This is a genomic window from Amycolatopsis sp. NPDC041971 (assembly GCF_055588925.1).
The window spans coordinates 452,981-471,001 of record NZ_JBVJCE010000001.1; the positions used below are offsets into that span (position 1 = coordinate 452,981).

At 67.4% G+C, this 18,021-nt stretch carries 18 protein-coding genes; 11 read left to right on the plus strand and 7 right to left on the minus strand.

Annotated elements, in window-relative coordinates; genetic code table 11:
- Positions 1 to 28: 28 nt before the first annotated feature.
- Positions 29 to 664 carry an SCP2 sterol-binding domain-containing protein gene (locus ACZ6DT_RS02290; RefSeq protein ID WP_465587380.1) on the minus strand — a complete coding sequence of 212 codons (636 nt, stop codon included), beginning with the start codon at positions 662 to 664 and terminating at the stop codon, positions 29 to 31.
- Between the two features lie 127 nt (positions 665 to 791).
- On the opposite strand from ACZ6DT_RS02290, the gene ACZ6DT_RS02295 reads away from it, so the two are divergent.
- Complete coding sequence (locus ACZ6DT_RS02295) at positions 792 to 1,457, plus strand: TetR/AcrR family transcriptional regulator (protein WP_007032385.1); 666 nt, start codon at positions 792 to 794, stop codon at positions 1,455 to 1,457.
- On the opposite strand, the gene ACZ6DT_RS02300 is transcribed toward ACZ6DT_RS02295, so the two are convergent.
- Positions 1,440 to 2,285 (minus strand): MaoC family dehydratase, encoded by an 846-nt coding sequence (locus ACZ6DT_RS02300; protein WP_465587383.1) that lies wholly within the window; start codon positions 2,283 to 2,285, stop codon positions 1,440 to 1,442. The two genes, ACZ6DT_RS02295 and ACZ6DT_RS02300, sit on opposite strands and share 18 nt — an antisense overlap.
- Positions 2,286 to 2,287: 2 nt before the next feature.
- Positions 2,288 to 3,622 (minus strand): 3-oxoacyl-ACP reductase, encoded by a 1,335-nt coding sequence (locus ACZ6DT_RS02305; protein ID WP_465587386.1) that lies wholly within the window; start codon positions 3,620 to 3,622, stop codon positions 2,288 to 2,290.
- Between the two features lie 93 nt (positions 3,623 to 3,715).
- Here ACZ6DT_RS02305 and ACZ6DT_RS02310 point away from each other — a divergent pair, with 93 nt between their 5' ends.
- The 4 genes from ACZ6DT_RS02310 to ACZ6DT_RS02325 all read left to right on the plus strand — a co-directional run bounded on the left by ACZ6DT_RS02310 (position 3,716) and on the right by ACZ6DT_RS02325 (position 7,296).
- Positions 3,716 to 5,005 (plus strand): acetyl-CoA C-acetyltransferase, encoded by a 1,290-nt coding sequence (locus ACZ6DT_RS02310; RefSeq protein ID WP_465587389.1) that lies wholly within the window; start codon positions 3,716 to 3,718, stop codon positions 5,003 to 5,005.
- A 67-nt stretch (positions 5,006 to 5,072) separates the two neighbouring features.
- Positions 5,073 to 6,026, plus strand: a complete 954-nt coding sequence (locus ACZ6DT_RS02315; RefSeq protein ID WP_465587392.1) for an ATP-binding cassette domain-containing protein — start codon at positions 5,073 to 5,075, stop codon at positions 6,024 to 6,026.
- On the plus strand, positions 6,023 to 6,826 hold the full coding sequence (locus ACZ6DT_RS02320) for an ABC transporter permease (RefSeq protein WP_465587395.1): 804 nt from the start codon (positions 6,023 to 6,025) through the stop codon (positions 6,824 to 6,826). The genes ACZ6DT_RS02315 and ACZ6DT_RS02320 overlap by 4 nt, the downstream gene beginning before the upstream one ends.
- A gap of 98 nt (positions 6,827 to 6,924) precedes the next feature.
- On the plus strand, positions 6,925 to 7,296 hold the full coding sequence (locus tag ACZ6DT_RS02325) for a YciI family protein (RefSeq protein WP_465587398.1): 372 nt from the start codon (positions 6,925 to 6,927) through the stop codon (positions 7,294 to 7,296).
- 59 nt (positions 7,297 to 7,355) lie between these two features.
- On the opposite strand, the gene ACZ6DT_RS02330 is transcribed toward ACZ6DT_RS02325, so the two are convergent.
- Entirely contained in the window at positions 7,356 to 7,862 is a 507-nt protein-coding gene (locus ACZ6DT_RS02330; protein ID WP_465587401.1) for a DoxX family membrane protein, read from the minus strand.
- A 129-nt stretch (positions 7,863 to 7,991) separates the two neighbouring features.
- On the minus strand, positions 7,992 to 9,023 hold the full coding sequence (locus ACZ6DT_RS02335) for a glycerophosphodiester phosphodiesterase family protein (protein WP_465587404.1): 1,032 nt from the start codon (positions 9,021 to 9,023) through the stop codon (positions 7,992 to 7,994).
- Positions 9,024 to 9,094: 71 nt separating this feature from the next.
- Here ACZ6DT_RS02335 and ACZ6DT_RS02340 point away from each other — a divergent pair, with 71 nt between their 5' ends.
- The 5 genes from ACZ6DT_RS02340 (at position 9,095) to ACZ6DT_RS02360 (ending at position 13,932) form a co-directional block, all read left to right on the plus strand.
- Complete coding sequence (locus tag ACZ6DT_RS02340) at positions 9,095 to 9,856, plus strand: MerR family transcriptional regulator (protein WP_465587407.1); 762 nt, start codon at positions 9,095 to 9,097, stop codon at positions 9,854 to 9,856.
- A 110-nt stretch (positions 9,857 to 9,966) separates the two neighbouring features.
- Positions 9,967 to 11,157 (plus strand): AAA family ATPase, encoded by a 1,191-nt coding sequence (locus ACZ6DT_RS02345; RefSeq protein ID WP_465587409.1) that lies wholly within the window; start codon positions 9,967 to 9,969, stop codon positions 11,155 to 11,157.
- Between the two features lie 275 nt (positions 11,158 to 11,432).
- Positions 11,433 to 11,594, plus strand: coding sequence for a hypothetical protein (locus tag ACZ6DT_RS02350; protein WP_465588869.1), 162 nt, complete (start codon positions 11,433 to 11,435; stop codon positions 11,592 to 11,594).
- A gap of 233 nt (positions 11,595 to 11,827) precedes the next feature.
- Positions 11,828 to 12,751, plus strand: coding sequence for a bifunctional helix-turn-helix transcriptional regulator/GNAT family N-acetyltransferase (locus ACZ6DT_RS02355; protein WP_465587412.1), 924 nt, complete (start codon positions 11,828 to 11,830; stop codon positions 12,749 to 12,751).
- A 554-nt stretch (positions 12,752 to 13,305) separates the two neighbouring features.
- Complete coding sequence (locus tag ACZ6DT_RS02360) at positions 13,306 to 13,932, plus strand: hypothetical protein (RefSeq protein ID WP_465587415.1); 627 nt, start codon at positions 13,306 to 13,308, stop codon at positions 13,930 to 13,932.
- On the opposite strand, the gene mctP is transcribed toward ACZ6DT_RS02360, so the two are convergent.
- Both mctP and ACZ6DT_RS02370 read right to left on the minus strand, forming a co-directional pair.
- Positions 13,929 to 15,572, minus strand: a complete 1,644-nt coding sequence (gene mctP / locus ACZ6DT_RS02365; protein WP_465587417.1) for a monocarboxylate uptake permease MctP — start codon at positions 15,570 to 15,572, stop codon at positions 13,929 to 13,931. The genes ACZ6DT_RS02360 and mctP overlap by 4 nt on opposite strands.
- Positions 15,569 to 15,847: a DUF3311 domain-containing protein gene (locus ACZ6DT_RS02370; RefSeq protein ID WP_465587420.1), complete on the minus strand. Its 279-nt coding sequence runs from the start codon at positions 15,845 to 15,847 to the stop codon at positions 15,569 to 15,571. The genes mctP and ACZ6DT_RS02370 overlap by 4 nt, the downstream gene beginning before the upstream one ends.
- 205 nt (positions 15,848 to 16,052) lie before the next feature.
- On the opposite strand from ACZ6DT_RS02370, the gene ACZ6DT_RS02375 reads away from it, so the two are divergent.
- Positions 16,053 to 17,669, plus strand: coding sequence for an alpha/beta hydrolase (locus ACZ6DT_RS02375; RefSeq protein ID WP_465587423.1), 1,617 nt, complete (start codon positions 16,053 to 16,055; stop codon positions 17,667 to 17,669).
- Positions 17,670 to 18,021: the final 352 nt, after the last annotated feature.

Consider the following 18,021-nt stretch of genomic DNA (forward strand, 5'->3'; position numbering starts at 1 on the left):
GCACGGAAGTGTATCCGCTCGGCCAGGCTCAGGAAGGTTTCGGAAGGTCGAAGAAACCGATCAGGCCCGTCGCGAAGGCCAGGTCACCTTTTACTTTGATCTTTCCCGTGACGAATAGCACAGCGGGCGTCGCCTGATGGGTGATGAGCCGGAAGAAATCGACGGGTGCGATCGTGATCGTGACCCTCGGTTTCTCCCTCATGTTCCGGCTCACCGTGCATTCGCCGTGCGAGATCACCGTCTCGTAGCGGTCGTACCCGCCCTCACCGGTGCCGCCGGACAGCCGCCAGTGGACGACGGCGTGCAGGGACTTCGCGCGGTCCTGCCGGATGTGCGCGCCCATGCGGTCGAAGATCTCGCGCAGCACCCGGTCTCGGAGCGGCCGTTCGGCGACGACGCTCTCGAGTTGCGTACGCGAGGCGCGCGCGACGAGGTTCGCGAAGCGGGCCGGGTCGACCTTGCGGAGGTCGAACGCGGGCGCGGACTCGGCGAGGCGCCCGAGCGCGGCCAGCAACCGCCGGACGTCGTCCTTGCCGAGGTCCTTCGGGTCGATGGCGCCGGCGACCTCGTTGACGTCGAGAGAGTGCGCTTCGGCCGAATCCGGCTCGATCCGCTCCAGCGCGTCGACCAGCGCGTGGCCGGTCAGCCCCACGGTCTCGGTCATCTGCCCCTCCAGCTCGCCTACCCGAGCGTAAGGCTACCCGCCAGTAGGTAGGGGGGCAAGCGTGCCGAAAGCACCCCTGCCGGTGGTAGCCCGGTAGCGTCTTACGCGAACTAAGGGGAGGTCCTGAGTGTCCGAGGAAGTACCGCGTCCCGCCGAACGCGCCAAAAGGCTGCCGAGAGCGGTGCGGGAACGCCAGATCCTGGACGCAGCGGTCTCGGTGTTCTCGCGCTACGGCTATCACTCCGCGTCGATGGACGAGATCTCCGAGGTCGCCGGCGTCTCCAAGCCGATGATCTACACCTATCTCGGCTCGAAGGAAGACCTCTTCGGCGCGTGCATCCGCCGGGAGGCCACTCGCTTGCTGGAGGCGGTGCAGGACGGGATCAAACCCGACCTGCCGCCCGACATGCAGCTCTGGCACGGGCTCCGCGCGTTCTACCGGTTCGTCGCCGACTACCGCGAGTCCTGGACGGTGCTGCACCGCCAGGCCATGACCGTCGGCGGCGCCTTCGCCGCGGAAATCACCGACATGCGCACCCGCGCGATCGAACTGGTCGCCGCGCTGGTCGTCTCCGCGGGCACCCGCAAGGGCCTCGGCGAGCAGGCCGAGTTCTCCGGTGCCGGGCTGTCCGCCGCGCTGGTCGGGGCGGCCGAGTCGCTGGCCGACTGGGCCCTCGACCACCCCGATGTCTCCGACGGCGTGCTCGCCTCGTGGCTGATGAACCTGGTGTGGCTCGGGTTCAACGACCTGGTCGAGGGCGAGATCTGGAAGCCGTCAGAGAGCGACGACTGAGCCCTCCAGGTGCGGCTTCGGCTTGCGCGCGTTCCAGAGTTCGAAAGCCCAGCCCCGGCCTTCACTCCAGGTGGTGAAGGCGGCCTTGGCGGGCAGCAGCACCGGCTGCTTGAACTTCACGTCGACGGTGAACGCCTCCGGAAGCCTGCCTTCGAACGCCGCGAGCGCGTGCGCCTTCGTCCACATGCCGTGCGCGATCGCGGCCGGGAAGCCGAACGCCTTCGCGGTGATCGAGTGCAGGTGGATCGGGTTGCGGTCGCCGGAGACCTCGGCGTAGCGGCGGCCGATGTCGCCGGGCACCTGCCAGATCGCGGTGGGCGATGGCTGGGAGAGCTGACCGTGCGAGGTCTTCTCGCCGCTGCCGCCACCGCGGCGCAGGTACGTGCTGACGTCCGTCCACACAGGACTGTCGCCGACGAGCAGCTCGCTGATCACGTCGAACTGCGTGCCCTTCTCGTGCGGGCGCAGATCCTCGGCGCGCACACGCAGGGTGAACGTCTCGTCGAGCCGCAGTTGCCGGTGCTGGGTGATCCGGTTGTTGACGTGCACCATGCCCAGCAGCGGGAACGGGAAGTCGGCCTCGGTCATCAACGCCATCTGCAACGGGAACGCGAGGATGTGCGGATACGTCGCCGGAAGGACGTCGTCCAGCCGGAAACCGCACACCTGGTTGTACGCGGCGAGATGTGCCGGGTCGACGACGACACCCTCGCGGACGAACTCGGTGCCCGGCAGCGTGTTCCCGCCGCTCTTGCGCAGTGAGCCGAGCAACGCCTTGGGGTACAGCGAAGACAGGCTCGGCGATTCGCGAAGTTCCTTGACCGCCATGATCAAGCCCCCAGGAGTGCCTGGCCGCAGACGCGGACCACGTTGCCGTTGACCGCGGCCGAAGCCGGGTTCGCGTACCAGGCGATCGTCTCGGCGACGTCGACCGGGAGCCCGCCCTGGCCGAGGCTGGACAGCCGCCGGCCGCCCTCGCGGATGAACAGCGGGACGGCGGCGGTCATCTTGGTCTCGATGAAACCGGGGGCGACGGCGTTGATCGTGCCGCCGTATTCGGCGAGCTTCGGCGCGCCGTCGTTCACCATGCCGATGACGCCCGCCTTGCTGGTGGCGTAGTTGGTCTGGCCGACGTTGCCCGCGATCCCGGCGATCGAGGAGACGCCGATGATCCGGCCGTTCTCGTGCAGCACCTTGTCGGCCACGAACTTCTCGTTCACCGCGAGCTGCGACGCGAGGTTGACCGCGATGACCGAGTCCCAGCCGCCTTCGGTCATGTTGCCGAGCGTCTTGTCGCGGGTGATGCCCGCGTTGTGCACGACGATGTCGACGCCGCCGTGGCGCGTGGTCAGGTACTCGGCGAGCTTCTCCGGCGCGTCGGCGGCGGTGATGTCCAGCTGCAGCGACGAGCCGCCGACCTTGTTGGCGACCTTGGACAGATCCGCGCCCTGCGCGGGGATGTCGAGCGCGACGACGTGGGCGCCGTCGCGGCCGAGCACCTCGGCGATGGCGGCGCCGATACCGCGGGAAGCGCCGGTGACCAGCGCGACCTTGCCTTCGAGGGGCTTCGTCCAGTCGGCCGGGGCGGAGGCGGTCTTCGTCTCGGTGCCGACGCGGATGACCTGGGCGTCGACGAAAGCGGACTTCGACGACAGCAGGAACCGGAGCGTGGACTCAGTGGCCTCTTCGGCTCCGTCTGCGACGTACACGAGCTGGGCGGTCGCGCCGCGCTTCAGCTCCTTACCCACGGAGCGCACGAAGCCTTCGAGCGCACGCTGCGCGATCCGCTCGTGTCCTTCGACCAGCTCGGGCGGAGTGCCGAGGACGACGACTCGGCCCGACGGCCCGACGCTACGGATCACGGGGTGGAAGAAGGAGTAGATCTCGCGAAGCTGCTTCGGGTCCTTCACGCCTGTCGCGTCGAAGACGAGCGCGGCGTGCTTATCGGTCGCGTTCGAGAGGACGTCGACGCCCGCGCGGTGCAACTGCGCCTCGATCACCTTTTCGAGGCGACCGCCCGGCGCGGCGCCCAGAAGTGCGGGACCCTCGAGAGGAGGCTGACCGGGCTTGTACCGGCGGAGCGTCGCGGGGTTCGGCAGGCCGAGCTTCGGCACCACGAACTTCCCCACCGGGGATTTCGTGAACTGCTGGTACCTGTCAGCCATTACGTGCCTCCCGTGCAGTTTGCATCACGTCGCATTCTAACCTACTCGCTAGTAGGTTACAGTGTGAGAGAGCCTACGGAGGAGTGGAAAAAAATGGCCACGAAAAGGACGGCACCCGTGCGCAAGGTCGCGATCATCGGCGGCAACCGGATCCCCTTCGCCCGCTCGAACGGTCCGTACGCGAAAGCTTCGAACCAGGACATGTTCACGGCCGCCCTCGACGGCCTGGTCAGCCGCTTCTCCCTGCAGGACGAGGTGATCGGCGAGGTCGCCGCCGGCGCCGTGCTCAAGCACGCCCGCGACTTCAACCTCGCCCGCGAAAGCGTCCTCGGCAGCAGGCTGAACCCCGCCACCCCGGCTTCCGACGTGCAGATGGCGTGCGGCACCGGCCTGCAGGCGATCATCAACGTCGCCAACAAGATCGCCCTCGGCCAGATCGACTCGGCCATCGCGGGCGGCGTCGACACCACGTCCGACGCGCCGCTGGCGGTCAACGACGACCTGCGCCAGATCCTCGTGCAGCTCAACGCCGCGAAGACGCTCCCCGACCGGCTGAAGCTCGCCGCGAAGCTGCGCCCCGGCCACATCGTCCCCGAGATCCCGCGCAACTCCGAGCCGCGTACCGGCCTGTCCATGGGCGAGCACGCCGCGCTGACCGCGAAGGTCTGGGAGATCACCCGCGAGGCGCAGGACGAACTCGCCGCGACCAGCCACCAGCGGCTCGGTGCCGCGTACGACAAGGGTTTCTTCGACGATCTGGTGACGCCGTACCTGAAGCTGGCCCGCGACCAGAACCTGCGGCCGGACTCCAGCGTCGAGAAGCTCGCGAAGCTGAAGCCCGCCTTCGGTGGTCCTGACGGCACGATGACCGCGGGCAACTCGACGCCGCTGTCCGACGGCGCGTCGACGGTCCTGCTCGCGACCGAGCAGTGGGCGAAGGCGCGGAAGCTGCCGGTGCTGGCGTACCTGACGTTCTCGCAGACCGCGGCCGTCGACTACGTCCACGGCGATGAAGGCTTGCTGATGGCGCCCGCGTACGCCGTCCCGAGGATGCTCGACCGCGCCGGGCTCACCTTGCAGGACTTCGACTTCTACGAGATCCACGAGGCCTTCGCGTCGCAGGTGCTGGCCACCCTCAAGGCGTGGGAGGACCCGGCGTTCGCCAAGGAGAAGCTGGGCCTCGACGAGCCGCTCGGCTCCATCGATCGGGCGAAACTGAACGTCAACGGCTCGTCGCTGGCGGCCGGGCACCCGTTCGCCGCGACCGGCGGCCGTATCGTCGCCACGCTCGCGAAGCTGGTGAACGAGAAGGGTTCCGGTCGCGGGCTCATCTCGATCTGTGCGGCGGGCGGCCAGGGCGTCACCGCGATCCTCGAAAAGTAGCCGTTCGCCCGCGGCGGATCGGGGAAACCCGGGTGCCTTTGTCGGTGCCCGGGTCTAGCGTGTGCGCATGCTCGCAGTACAGGCGAAAGCGCTGGTCAAAACCTATGGGTCCACACGGGCGCTCGACGGGGTCGATCTGTCGATCCCGAAGGGCAAGGTGCTGGGCCTGCTGGGGCCGAACGGTGCCGGCAAGACGACGACGGTCCGCATCCTGACCACCCTGCTCCGCCCGGATTCGGGCGAGGCGGAGGTGGCCGGGCATGACGTGCTGGCCCAGCCCGACGCCGTCCGGCGGTCGATCGGGTTGTCCGGGCAGTACGCCGCCGTGGACGAAAACCTCACCGGGTTCGAGAACCTGTACATGGTCGGCAGGTTGTACGGGAGCAAGAAGGCCGCGGCGAAGTCCAGGGCGCGTGAACTGCTCGCGCGGTTCCGGCTGGAGGACGCGGCGGACAGGCCCGCCAAGACGTATTCCGGCGGTATGCGGCGACGGCTCGACCTCGCGGGGGCGCTGGTCGCCGAGCCGACGGTGGTGATCCTCGACGAACCGACCACCGGGCTCGACCCGCGCGGCCGGATCGACACCTGGGAGGTCATCAAGGAACTCGTCGCCGACGGCACCACGGTGCTGCTGACCACGCAGTACCTGGAGGAGGCCGATCAGCTCGCCGACTCGATCGTGGTGATCGACAAGGGGAAGGTCATCGCGCGCGGCACGGCCGACGAGCTCAAGCAGGAGATCGGCGGCGAGCGGCTGGAGCTGGTCGTGGCGAACACGAGCGATCTCGCCGTCACCACGCAGGTGCTGACCGAGGTCGGCTCGGGGACGCCGTCGGTCGACGAGCACACCCGCAAGGTCGACGTCCTGGTCGAGGGCGGGCCGAAGGCGTTGATCGAGGCGCTGCGGCGGCTGGACGGCCACGGCGTCGCCATTCAGGACGTCGCGCTGCACCGGCCGACGCTCGACGACGTGTTCCTTTCGCTGACAGGGCACGCCACGGACGAGGGGGAGAAGAAGTGAGCGCGGTCGCGAAGGCCTTTTCCGATGGTGGCGTGATCACCTGGCGGAACCTGAAGAACGTCCAGCGCAACCCGGACTGGCTGATGGCGGCGACCCTGCAGCCGATCATGTTCGTGCTGCTGTTCGCGTACGTCTTCGGCGACGCGATCGGCGGGGAAGCGGGTGGGCTCGCGTATCGGGAGTTCCTGATCGCCGGCATCTTCGCGCAGACGGTCGCGTTCAACTCGGCGTTCACCGTGATCGGGTTCGCGAACGACCTGCAGAAGGGCATCATCGACAGGTTCCGTTCGCTGCCGATCTCCCGTCTCGCGGTGATCTTCGGCCGGACGACGTCGGATCTGGTGATCAGCGTGGTCGCGCTGATCGTCATGTCGCTGTGCGGGTTGCTCGTCGGCTGGCGGATCCGCGGTAGCTTCTTCGACGCCGTGCTCGGTTATCTGGTGATGCTGATGTTCGCCTGGGCCCTGTCCTGGGTCGGCGCGTGGATCGGGCTCGTCGCACGCAGTGTCGAGGTCGCGCAGAGCGCCGGGCTGATGTGGATGTTCCCGCTGAGCTTCATCTCGACGGCGTTCGTCCCGGCGGACAAGCTGCCGGGGGTGCTGAAGGCGATCGCCGACTGGAACCCGTTCACCGCGGTGATCAATTCGGCCCGTGACCTGTTCGGGAACCGGTTCGGCGCGGCACCGACAGGCTGGCCGGCCGAGCACGCTTCGCTGTACGCGATCCTGTGCTGCGTCGCCATCATCGCGATCTTCGCGCCGCTGGCGACGGCCCAGTACAAGAAGGTCGCGAGCCGCTGAGAAAACTCCATGTCGAAATGTCGAACCGCCGTCGAGCCGCTCGACGCGTCGGTGAAGGCGGGGTAGAAACAGCCCCGCCAAGACACTGAGGAGCAGCGATGCGGTTTCTGATGATGCACCGGCTCGACGAGAGCGCCCCGGAAGCCTGGAACCCCAGCAAGGAGTTCATCGAACAGATGGGTGCCTTCATCCAGGACTCGTTCGAGAAGGGCTTCCTGATCACGGCGGAAGGCGTGCACCCGTCGGAGAAGGGCGCGAAGGTCCGCAAGGTGCGCGGCGGCAAGATCACCGCGACCGACGGCCCGTTCACCGAGGCCAAGGAGGTCATCGGCGGGTTCGCGTTGATCAACGCCAAGGACCTGGCCGAGGCCGTCTCGTTCGCCGAGTCCTACGCCGCGCTGTTCGACGAGATCGAGGTCGAGGTGCGGACGATCGTCGAGGAAGAGGACATCGCCGCCCTCACCTCCTGACCCCACGCATTTAGTCCTCTGGATGCGCCTTTACGCATCCAGAGGACTAAATGCGGGTGTCACTTGGTGATGGCCTTCTCGGCCTTCTTCGCCAGCTTCTCAGCGTGCTTCTCCGTCTTCGACGCGGCGCGGCGGGCACGCCAGCCGAACGACGGCTTGCCGGCGGTGTCGGCGGCGGCCAGCAGCAGACCACCGGCGAGACCGGCGTTCTTGATGAACTGGATCTGCTGCTGCTGACGTTCGGCCGGTTGCTGGATCTCCCAGAACCGGTGCGTCGCCAGCGTGGTCGGGACGAGGCTGCCGAGCAGCAGCAGCGAGGCCAGGCGCGGGGCCTTGCCCGCGGCGAGCGCGACCCCGGCGCCGACCTTCACCGCGGCGTCGATCCGGATGAGGGTGGCGGGATCGCGCGGCACCGAGTCCGGTACCACGCCTTCCAGCTTCTTGAACGACTCGGTGAGGAACGGCTCCGCCGCCTTGGCGTGCCCCTGGGTGTCCCTCAGCGCGCCGATCCCACCGGAGATGAAGATCGCGGCGAGGAGCGGACGTGCGACGCGACGGAGAATCACGGTCGTAGCCTTTCTGATCCGGGCCCGGAAACAAACCTATCCCCAGTCTTCCCGCCCGCCACGTCACCGAACCCCCGCTACCGGAGTATCCCGGAATATTTCTCTGGCGCTAGACAGCGCTAGATCTCGCTAGCGGGCTCGATACGACCTCGGCAGCTTGAAGCCACGGTCGGCCGCGACCTCCCGAAGGCGGTCCGGATAGTCGGTGATGAGGCCGTCGACCCCGTCGTCGACGAGTTTGTGCATGGTGGCCGGGTCGTTGATCGTCCAGGGCACGACCTTGATCCCCGCGCGATGCGCCTCGGTGACCAGCGCTTTCGTCGTGAACGGCCGGTAGCCGGGGTCGCCGACCTTGCCACCCTGCGGGTTGCCGTGCACCGGCGAGAGTGCCTTCGCGCCGAACGACTTCACCGCGCGGACGGGGCTGCCGCCGAAGTCGTCGATGTCGAGCCCGCCCAGCCACGGCGACTTGCCCGGCTGTCCGGCCTGCAGGAATTCGGGCTGGGTCAGCGCGACCGTCGGGAGCCACGGCGCGACCTCGCGGAACCGCATCAGCGCGCCCCAGTCGAAGCTCTGGATCGAGACGTTGTGCGCGAACCCTCCACGCACGATCTCGCGCACCGCCCGCTGGACGAACTGCTCACGCGGCGCCGTCTCGTGCGGCGCGGCGGCCTCGACCTTCGTCTCGATGTTGAACTTGATGCCCCAGGCACGGTGGTCCCCGGCCAGCCGGAAAAGCTCGGCGAGCGTCGGCATCTTGGCACCGGGGGAGAGCGTCTGGCCGGGATGTGCGGGCTGGCGGATCGAACCGCAGTCCAGCGTGCGGACCTGCGCGAACGTCAGGTCCTTCACGTATTTGCCGACATACGGATACGCCGGGTCGCCGGGCGTCGCGGGCGCGGTGTCGCGGCATTTCGCGGGTGTCGTCTTGCGGTCGTGGGTGATCACCTCGCGACCGTCCTTGGTGATCTGGAGGTCGAGTTCGAGCGTGGTCACCCCCAGCTCCATCGCCTCGCCGAACGACGCGAGCGTGCTCTCGACCGTGAGACCGAGCCCGCCGCGGTGGGCCTGGATGTCGAACGCGCGACGCGGATGCGCGTCGGCGACCCCGGCCGACGTCAAGGTCAGCACGGCGGCCATGACCAGCGCGAATGTCTTCATCCGGGCACCATCCCACGGCCGGGTGAACTTCGATTGACTTTGACGCAACGTCAACCTCTACCTTCGTGGACATGCCGAACGAGCAGGAGTGGTCGATCCAGGACATCGCCCGCTCGGCCGGGACCACGAGCCGCACGCTGCGCCACTACGGCGACATCGGGCTGCTCGAACCGAGCCGGGTGGGGAGCAATGGATACCGCTACTACGACCAGGACGCGCTGGTGCGGCTGCAACGGATCCTGCTGCTTCGCGAACTCGGGCTGAGCCTGCCCGCGATCGGTGAAGTGCTCGAAGGGGAGCAGGACACGACAGCGGCGCTACGCACGCACCTGAAGTGGCTGGAGCAGGAGCGACAGCGGCTCGGACGGCAGATCGAATCGGTCAGGACGACCTTGATGAAGACAGAAAGAGGTGAACAACTGATGGCAACGGAAGTGTTCGACGGCTTCGACCACGCGAAGTACGAAAAGGAGGTCACCGAACGCTGGGGCGCCGACGCCTACAAGCAGGGCGACCGGTGGTGGAAGTCCCTCAGCGCCGAGGACAAGAAGGCGCACCAGCAGGAACAGAAGGACATCGCGGCGGCCTTCGGCGCGGCGCGCGCCAACGGGTTGCCCGCCGACGGCGACGAGGCCCAGGCGATCACGCGGCGGCTGTACGAGTGGCTTCGGCCGGCCGTGCGGGCCGTGTCGAAGGGCTACTTCGCCGGTCTCGGGCAGCTGTACGTCGACGACCCCCGCTACGGGCAGTACGACGAGAAGCACGGCGCCGGCACCGCGGAGTACATCCGTGACGCGATGACGGTCTACGCCGAGCGCAACCTGCGCGACTGATGAGTGGACGGGGCTGCAGACCCGTCCACTCGGAGTAACCCGTCGCGACACGCCTATCCCTCTATGGCGGATTATCGGGCGAGAGCTAGAAACGCCGATAGCGTATGAGAGTGGATCCCATCCGCAACCCCTTCGCCCCGGGCGCCGGTCAACGGCCGCCCGAGCTGGCAGGCCGCGTGCGCGAGCTCCAGGCCTTCGAGGTCGTGCTCGAACGGGTCGCGCGCGGAAGACCTGAACGCAGCCTGATGCTGACCGGCCTGCGTGGCGTGGGGAAGACCGTGCTGCTGGGCGAACTGCGCTCAAGGGCCATCAAGCACGGCTGGGGCGCCGGCAAGATCGAAGCCCGCCCGGACACCGAGCTCAGGCGGCCGCTTTCGGCCGCGTTGCATCGCGCGATCCGCGACCTCGCCGTGCGCCATCGCGCGCCGGACCGGGTCGAGCACGTGCTCGGCGTGCTCAAGGCGTTCGCGCTGCGCGCCAACAAACCGGACGCGAAGCTCCGTGACCGCTGGCAACCCGGTATCGACGTGCCCGCCGCGCAGGGCCGCGCCGATTCGGGCGACATCGAAATCGACCTGGTCGAGCTGTTCACCGAGGTCGCGGAGTTGGCGGCCGACGTCGGCACCGGGGTCGCGCTGCTGATCGACGAGATCCAGGACTTGCTGCCCGAAGACGTCTCCGCACTCTGTGCCGCCTGCCACGAACTCTCGCAGTCCGGGGCGCCGCTGGTCGTGGTCGGCGCGGGGCTGCCGCACGTGCCCGCGGTCCTGTCGGCGTCGAAGTCGTACTCGGAACGTCTCTTCCGCTACGCGCGCATCGACAGGCTTGAACGTGAAGACGCCGACCTCGCGGTGATGGCGCCCATCGAACGCGAGGACGCGGGCATCGAACCCGAAGCGCTGGACGCCCTGTTCGACGCGTCGGGCGGGTATCCGTACTTCATCCAGGCGTACGGCAAGGCCGCCTGGGATGCCGCGCCCGCTGATCCCATCACCGTAAAGGACGTCCAGGTCGCCGCCCCGGAGGCCGAATCGGAACTCGCGGTCGGCTTCTTCGGCTCCCGGTACGAACGCGCGACGCCCGCCGAACGTGAGTACCTGCTCGCGATGGCCGAGCTGACCCAGGGCCGGGACGAGTCCGCCGGAACCGCCGATGTGGCCGTCTACCTGGGACGAAAGCCTTCGTCGCTGTCGCCGGCGCGGGACAGCCTGATGAAGAAGGGCCTCGTTTACTCCGCCGAGCGCGGTCACATCGCCTTCACGGTCCCGCACTTCGGCCACTATCTGCTCGGCCGCGACTAAGCCTCTCTCCGGCTTTATAGCCTCAGCTCTAGGAAGCGTTAGAGACAGCTATCGTCCCTTCATCGCGCTCTCTTCGGCCTTATAGGGCAAACGCTAGATATCTCCAGCGTTACCAAGAAGTGACCGGCGCCACCAAAACTCTTCGGTTTTGCGCGCTAGTTGCCGATGATTCATCGGCAAGTGCGCCAAGTCACCGGATAATCGTTGGCATCCTTGTGAAAAAGGGTGCATACTAGAAGCACAGCCACGAAGACGCAAGATCTACTCCCAAGGGGATGACACAACCGATGAACAACATCGCCGCCAAGCTCCGTGCCCGTCGCGCCGAGGCTCGCACTCGCCGGGCCCTGAACCGGGCGATCGACACCGCGGCCACCGCGACCGTTCGTCAGGAGCTCATCGCTATCTCCCAGGCGCGTCACACGCACATGCGCTGACCCGACCACCACCGTTGTAGGTGTCGCCCTTTCGAGTGACCTACGACACATAGTGCGTGAGGTGTAACGCCGTGGAAAGCGGCGTCGATACCCATTACGACCCCGTGATGCTGGCGGACCCCCGACCTGGCAGCATCACGGGGTTTCCATATGTCCACCCCGAAAGATTTCTTGCCTTCACCGCTTCGCGGCGTAACACTTGACCTAGTCAACGAATTTGTTGAGGTGGTCAAATGATTCGTTCCGCGGACCGGGTGGCGACCGTCCGGGCCTTCAACCGCCTGTACACCGGTGTGATCGGCGTCCTCGACGAAGGACCGGCCGACGCCGAGTACTCCCTGAGCGAGGCCCGGGTCCTCTTCGAACTCGCCCAGCAGAACCCCACTCAGGTCACCGACCTGCGTAAACGTCTCGATCTCGACGCCGGATACGCGAGCAGACTGCTCGCGAGGCTCGAGGGACGAGGTCTCCTCACTCGCGAACGCAGCGACGAGGACGCCCGCCGCCAAGTCGTCCGGCTGACCGAGGACGGCCGAAAGGCCTTCGGCGTCCTCGACCAACGGTCGGTGGGCCGGATCGGCTCGCTACTCGGCAGGTTCGGCGAAGACGAGCAAGAGCGCCTGCTCGGCGCCATGGACACGATCACCTCGCTGGTCGGCGAGCGCGCCCCGAATCCCGTACTCGTCCTGCGCCCGCCTCGGCCGGGCGACTTCGGCTGGGTGGTCCACCGCCACGGCGCCCTCTACTCCCGCGAATACGGCTGGGACGAACGCTTCGAAGCACTCGTCGCCCGCGTCGTCGCCGAGTACGTCGACAGGCGCGGCGACCCCCGCCAGGCGGGCTGGATCGCCGAACTCGACGGGGAACGTGTCGGCAGCATCTTCTGCATGCCCGCCGAAGACGGCATCACCGCGAAGCTGCGGATGCTGCTCCTCGAACCGGCCGCACGTGGCCGCGGCGTCGGGAAACGCCTGGTCGCCGAGTGCGTCGAGTTCGCGAGGGCCTCCGGCTACCCGGCGATGGAACTCTGGACGGTCTCGCTGCTGGACGCGGCGAGGGCGGTCTATCAGAAGGCTGGCTTCCGGCTGGTGCGCGAAGAGACGATCGAGGGCTTCGGCTACGAGCTGACCGGGCAGACCTGGCGGCTGGAGCTGTGACGAACGGACGATGTCGATTCGCGGAGCACCCGTTCGTCCAGGGACCATCGATCCCAAACGAAGAACTCGCACGACCACCTCGGCCCCGGCGAAGCCCAACGCGTGGTCGAGAACTACCTGGCCTGGGCGGAAGAGCGCACGCAGGAAGGCTGTTTCGCTGTGCCACAGCACGGCTCAGCCACCGGACTGGCGCCGGATCGTCGGCCTGTACGACGATCTGCCGGCACTGCGCCCGTCGCCGGTGGCACGGCTGAACCGCGCGATCGCGCTGTCCATAGTGGACGGTGTGGTCACCGGGATCGCCGAACTCGAGGCCTTCGAGGCCGACCTGCCGGACTACACCCTGCTGCCCGCCGTCCTCGGCGCGCTGTGGCTCCAGGCCGGAGACCCCGCCCGCGCCGCCGGGCACTACCGGCGAGCGATCGCGCTGCCCTGCTCGGAACCGCGACGCGTGCCGTCCATCCAGACACGCGTGCCGGCTTTCGCGACACGTCGGCGTTCGGACGGCGGGGCGGCGACACCCGCAGTTCACGCGGACAAGGTTGTCTGGAGAGGTGAACTGGACCGCTTACCTCGACGGCTATTGCGAACGTCTGGCCCCCGGCCTCTGGGGAGAACCGCTCAACAGCCTCAGCAATCTCGCGTTCCTGATCGCCGCGATCGCCGTCTGGCGGCGACCGAACGGCCGTGTCTTCGCGGCCCTCATCGGACTGGTGTTCCTCGGCAGCACGGCCTTCCACCTGCTCGCCACCCGCTGGTCCGCGGCGGCCGACACCGGCTTCATCCTGGTGTTCGTCCTGTACTACGCCGCCGTGTTCCCGCACGTGTTCTTCGGCGTCGACCGCAGGCTGTCCTGGATCGGCATCCCCGTGTTCCTCGCCTTCACCGCCCTTGTCGCGGCGCTGGGCGGCGGGTTGTACCTTTCGGCGTTGATCGGGCTCGTGGTCTTCGCGGTCATTCTCAAGGGTGAGCACCGCCGCGGATTCGCCGTCGCCGCGGGTGTCTTCGGGGTGTCCCTTTCGTTCCGCACGGCCGACCACACGGTCTGCGGGAACTTCCCCGCCGGGACGCACTTCCTGTGGCACCTGCTGAACGGGCTCGTGCTCTATCTCGTCGCGGACGCCGCAACGAGAAGGGCCGCGTCCCGGCAGGACGCGGCCCCTTCGATCACCAGTGACTAGTGGACGCCGATCTCGCGGAGTCCCTTGTCGTGTTCATCGGCGTGGTAGTCCTCGGCCTCGGTGTCGTCCGTGCCGTTGAAGACCTTCAACTTCCGCGCGATCACCGTGAAGATGACGGCGATCAGCAGGTTCGCGATCAGCGCCACGAAACCGACGTAGATCTGCAGCTGCGAGCCGCTGAGCGGGTGCCAGCCGAAGATCGACAGCTCACCGAGCTTCAGCGCCGAGCCACCGAAATGCGCCTTGCCGGTCGCCGCGTTCGGGATGTTGTAGAGCATGACCAGGCCCCAGCCGATGCCGACCACCCAACCGGCGATCAGGCCCCAGCGGTGGAACCACCGGGTGTAGAGCGAGATCGCGACCGCCGGCAGCGTCTGCAGGATCAGCACGCCGCCGATGAGCTGAAGGTCGATCGAGAACTGCGGATCGATGAACAAGATGAACGCCACCGCGCCGAACTTCACGATCAGCGAAGCGAGCTTGGCCTGCTTCGCCTCCTGGCCCGGCGTCGCGTCCTTCTTGATGTACTCCTTGTAGATGTTGCGGGTCCACAGGTTGGCCGCCGCGATCGACATGATCGCCGCGGGCACCAGCGCGCCGATACCGATCGCGGCGAACGCGATCCCGGCGAACCACGACGAGAACTGCGAGTCGAACAGCACCGGGACGACGGTGTTCGTGTCCGGTTTGCCGGTGGCGTTGTTGGTGATCGGCGAGACCGAGGCGCTGATCGCGACGTAACCGAGCAGCGCCAGCAGACCCAGCACCAGCGAGTACGCCGGGAGGGCGACCATGTTCCGCTTGATCACGCTGCGACCGCGCGAAGCGAGCACGCTGGTGAGCGAGTGCGGGTACAGGAACAGCGCGAGCGCCGAACCGAGCGCCAGTGTCGCGTACTGCAACTGGTTGTTCGCGTTGAGCAGGATGCCGTCCGCCGGGGACTGCGTCTTGTCGAACTTGGCGTCGGCCGCGTCGAAGATCGCCGACCAGCCGCCGAGCTTCGAGGGCAGGTAGATGATCGCCACGATGATCACGAGATAGATCAGGATGTCCTTGACGAACGCGATCAGCGCGGGCGCGCGAAGGCCGGACTGATAGGTGTAGACCGCCAGGATGATGAAGGCGACCAGCAGCGGCAGGTGACCGACGACGCCGGAACCGTTGATGCCCATGGTCCGCAGCACCGCTTCGAGGCCGACGAGCTGCAGCGCGATGTACGGCATCGTCGCGATGATGCCGGTGATCGCGATCAGCAGCGCCAGCGTCGGCGAACCGAAGCGGCCGCGGACGAAGTCGGCGGGCGTGACGTAGCCGCGGACGCGCGAAACCGACCACATGCGCAGCGCCGGCATCAACACGATCGGATAGACGATGATCGTGTACGGCAACGCGAACATGCCCATCGCGCCGGCGCTGAACATCAGCGCGGGGACGGCGACGAACGTGTACGCCGTGTAGAGGTCACCACCGAGCAGGAACCAGGTGATCCACGAACCGAACTTGCGGCCGCCGAGGCCCCATTCGTCCAGGTGGTCGAGGGTGTTGCCGGCCTTCCAGCGCGAAGCGACGAAGCCGAGCACGGTGACCACCGCGAAGAGGATCGAGAAGACGATCAGCTCTGGCCATTGGATGTTGCTCACTTGACGTCCCCCTCGTCGAGCTCGTCCACGGACAGCCGGTCGGGACGCTCACTGGTCGGCTTGTCCTTGGTCATCACGTAGACGATCCAGGTGCACAGGACGCCCACGGCCACGAACACGAATTGGAACCAGTAGAAGAACGGCATCCCGAACACCCGCGGCCCGTCCGAATTGAACAAGGACGTGATCAGCACCAGCAACGGGATGATCAGCAGGAGGTTCCAGGGGCTGAACTGAAAGCCCCTCGCCCTCCCGCCTGCCTTACCTGACGCCATCGGACCTCACCTAACATTTCCCGTACCCCCGGATGGTCCCGATGACCCTAAGACCTCTCCCCCACCCGGGTCACGCGTGCCCGATATCGATTTGATCAGCGACGCCTCATACGACGAAGGGCGGTTGCCGTCCCGCTCCCCGCCGGATATCAATAGCCGCAAGTCGCGAACAGGAACTTCGCACGCAAGATCAAAGGGGCATCGGATGAAGAAACTCCGCTATGCGGTGGTGATCCCGGCTGTCGCCGGCACCATGCTGGCCGGGTTCACTCCTGCGTTCGCAGGACCGGAGGCTGCCCGGCAGCAGCCGCTGAACTCCACCAACATTCCGGCGAAGTACGCGGACCAGAAGCTGGACTGGCACAAGTGCACCGTCGGCGAGCTGCCGTCCGCGCCGCCTCCGGGGGCCGAAAACATCGAGTGCGCGACCTACCGCGCACCGCGCAACTGGTACAGGACGAACGAGGCCATCGATCTGACGATCGCCGTCAGCCGCCTCGCCGCCACCAGTGGCAATTCGACCGCCAGCGTGATCACCAACCCGGGTGGCCCCGGCGCTCCGGGCCGTAACTTCCCGGCCCGTCTGCGTAACCAGGCGAAGCTGCGCGCGAACCAGGACATCATCGGTCTCGACCCGCGCGGCACCGGCAAGAGCACCAACATCACTTGCGGCAACGCGATCGGCACCGGCTCCGACCTCGACCCGCGCGACCGCAGCCGGGCGAACCTCAACCTGATCCTGGACGCCACCAAGTACGCGGCCGACTCCTGCCAGGTGAAGTCCGGTGAGCTGGGCCCGCTGATCAACACCGCCCAGACCATCCGTGACATCGACCTGCTGCGCGTCCTTCTGGGCCGCGACAAGATCAACTGGGTCGGCTACTCGGCGGGCACCTGGATGGGCGCGCACTACGCGCAGCAGTTCCCCACCCGGACCGGCCGCTTCCTGCTCGACTCCTCGACCGAGTTCACCACCACCTGGCAGAACTCGTTCGACGGGCAGCCGCTCGGCTTCGAGCGCCGCTGGCGTCAGGACTTCCTGCCGTGGATCGGCAAGTACAACAAGCTCTACGGCTTCGGCAAGAACGGGGAGGCCGCTCGCCAGACCTACGAGAGGGTCCGCTTCGCGCTGACGCAGAACCCGGTCGAGGTGGACGGCGTCCCGGTTTCGGCCAACGCCCTCGACTCGACCATCGCGTCGTACCTCTACTCGAAGCGCAACTTCCCGGCGCTGGCCGACTACCTGGTCAACCTGAAGACGCTGACCGAGGGCACCTCGTCGCAGCAGCAGAAGTCGGCCGCCGCACAGAAGGTCAAGGCGGAGACGGTGGACGGTGACGGCGTCATCGGCCCGCAGCCGCTGTTCGTCCCGACCGACGGCGACTCCTACAACGCCAGCTTCTGGACCATCCCCTGCAACGAGGGCAAATGGACCGGCAACCGGCAGAGCGTCATCCGCCAGTCGCAGAAGCTGATCGACCGCGACCTGCCGCTGCTGGGCGCCGGCTGGCTGATCCAGCCGTGCATCTTCTGGAAGAACAAGCCGGTCGACCTGCCGAAGCTCGACGGCCGCGGCGTCCCGCCGGTGCTGATCGTCCAGTCGGTGAACGACCCCGCGACCCCGATCGAGGGTGCGACCCGTGCGCACCGCGCGTTCGCCGGCTCGCGGATGATCACGGTGACCGGTGAAGGCGACCACGGCATCTACGCCGGCGGCAACGCGGGTGTGGACAAGGTCGTGGAGGACTTCCTCGTCGACGGCAAGGTGCCGAACGACCAGAGCCTCCCCGGACTCCCACTTCCGGTGCCCGCGGGCGCCTGAAACCACTAGGGATTGTGGCCCCGTCGAGCTCCGGCTCGGCGGGGCCCTTTCTTTCGCCGGTCCACAGACCTGTGCACAGAGTTGTCCACAGGCTGGGGGTAACTCGGCGGGCGGCGGTGGGTCGTGGGTCGGGTTGGTCGTGAGTGGCGTTTCGGGTTCTAGCCCGAATCGCCACTCACGACCCCGATGACGGTTCCGGGCATTGACCGTCCGGGATCCTCGTACTCGGCGGCGGTAGGCGGTCAACCCGCGTACCGCGTCGGTCCCGGTGGTGGGGGGGGGGGGGGGGGGGGGGGGGGGGGGAGAGAACATACAAACACCAACACAACAAACCCCCACCCCCAACCACCCC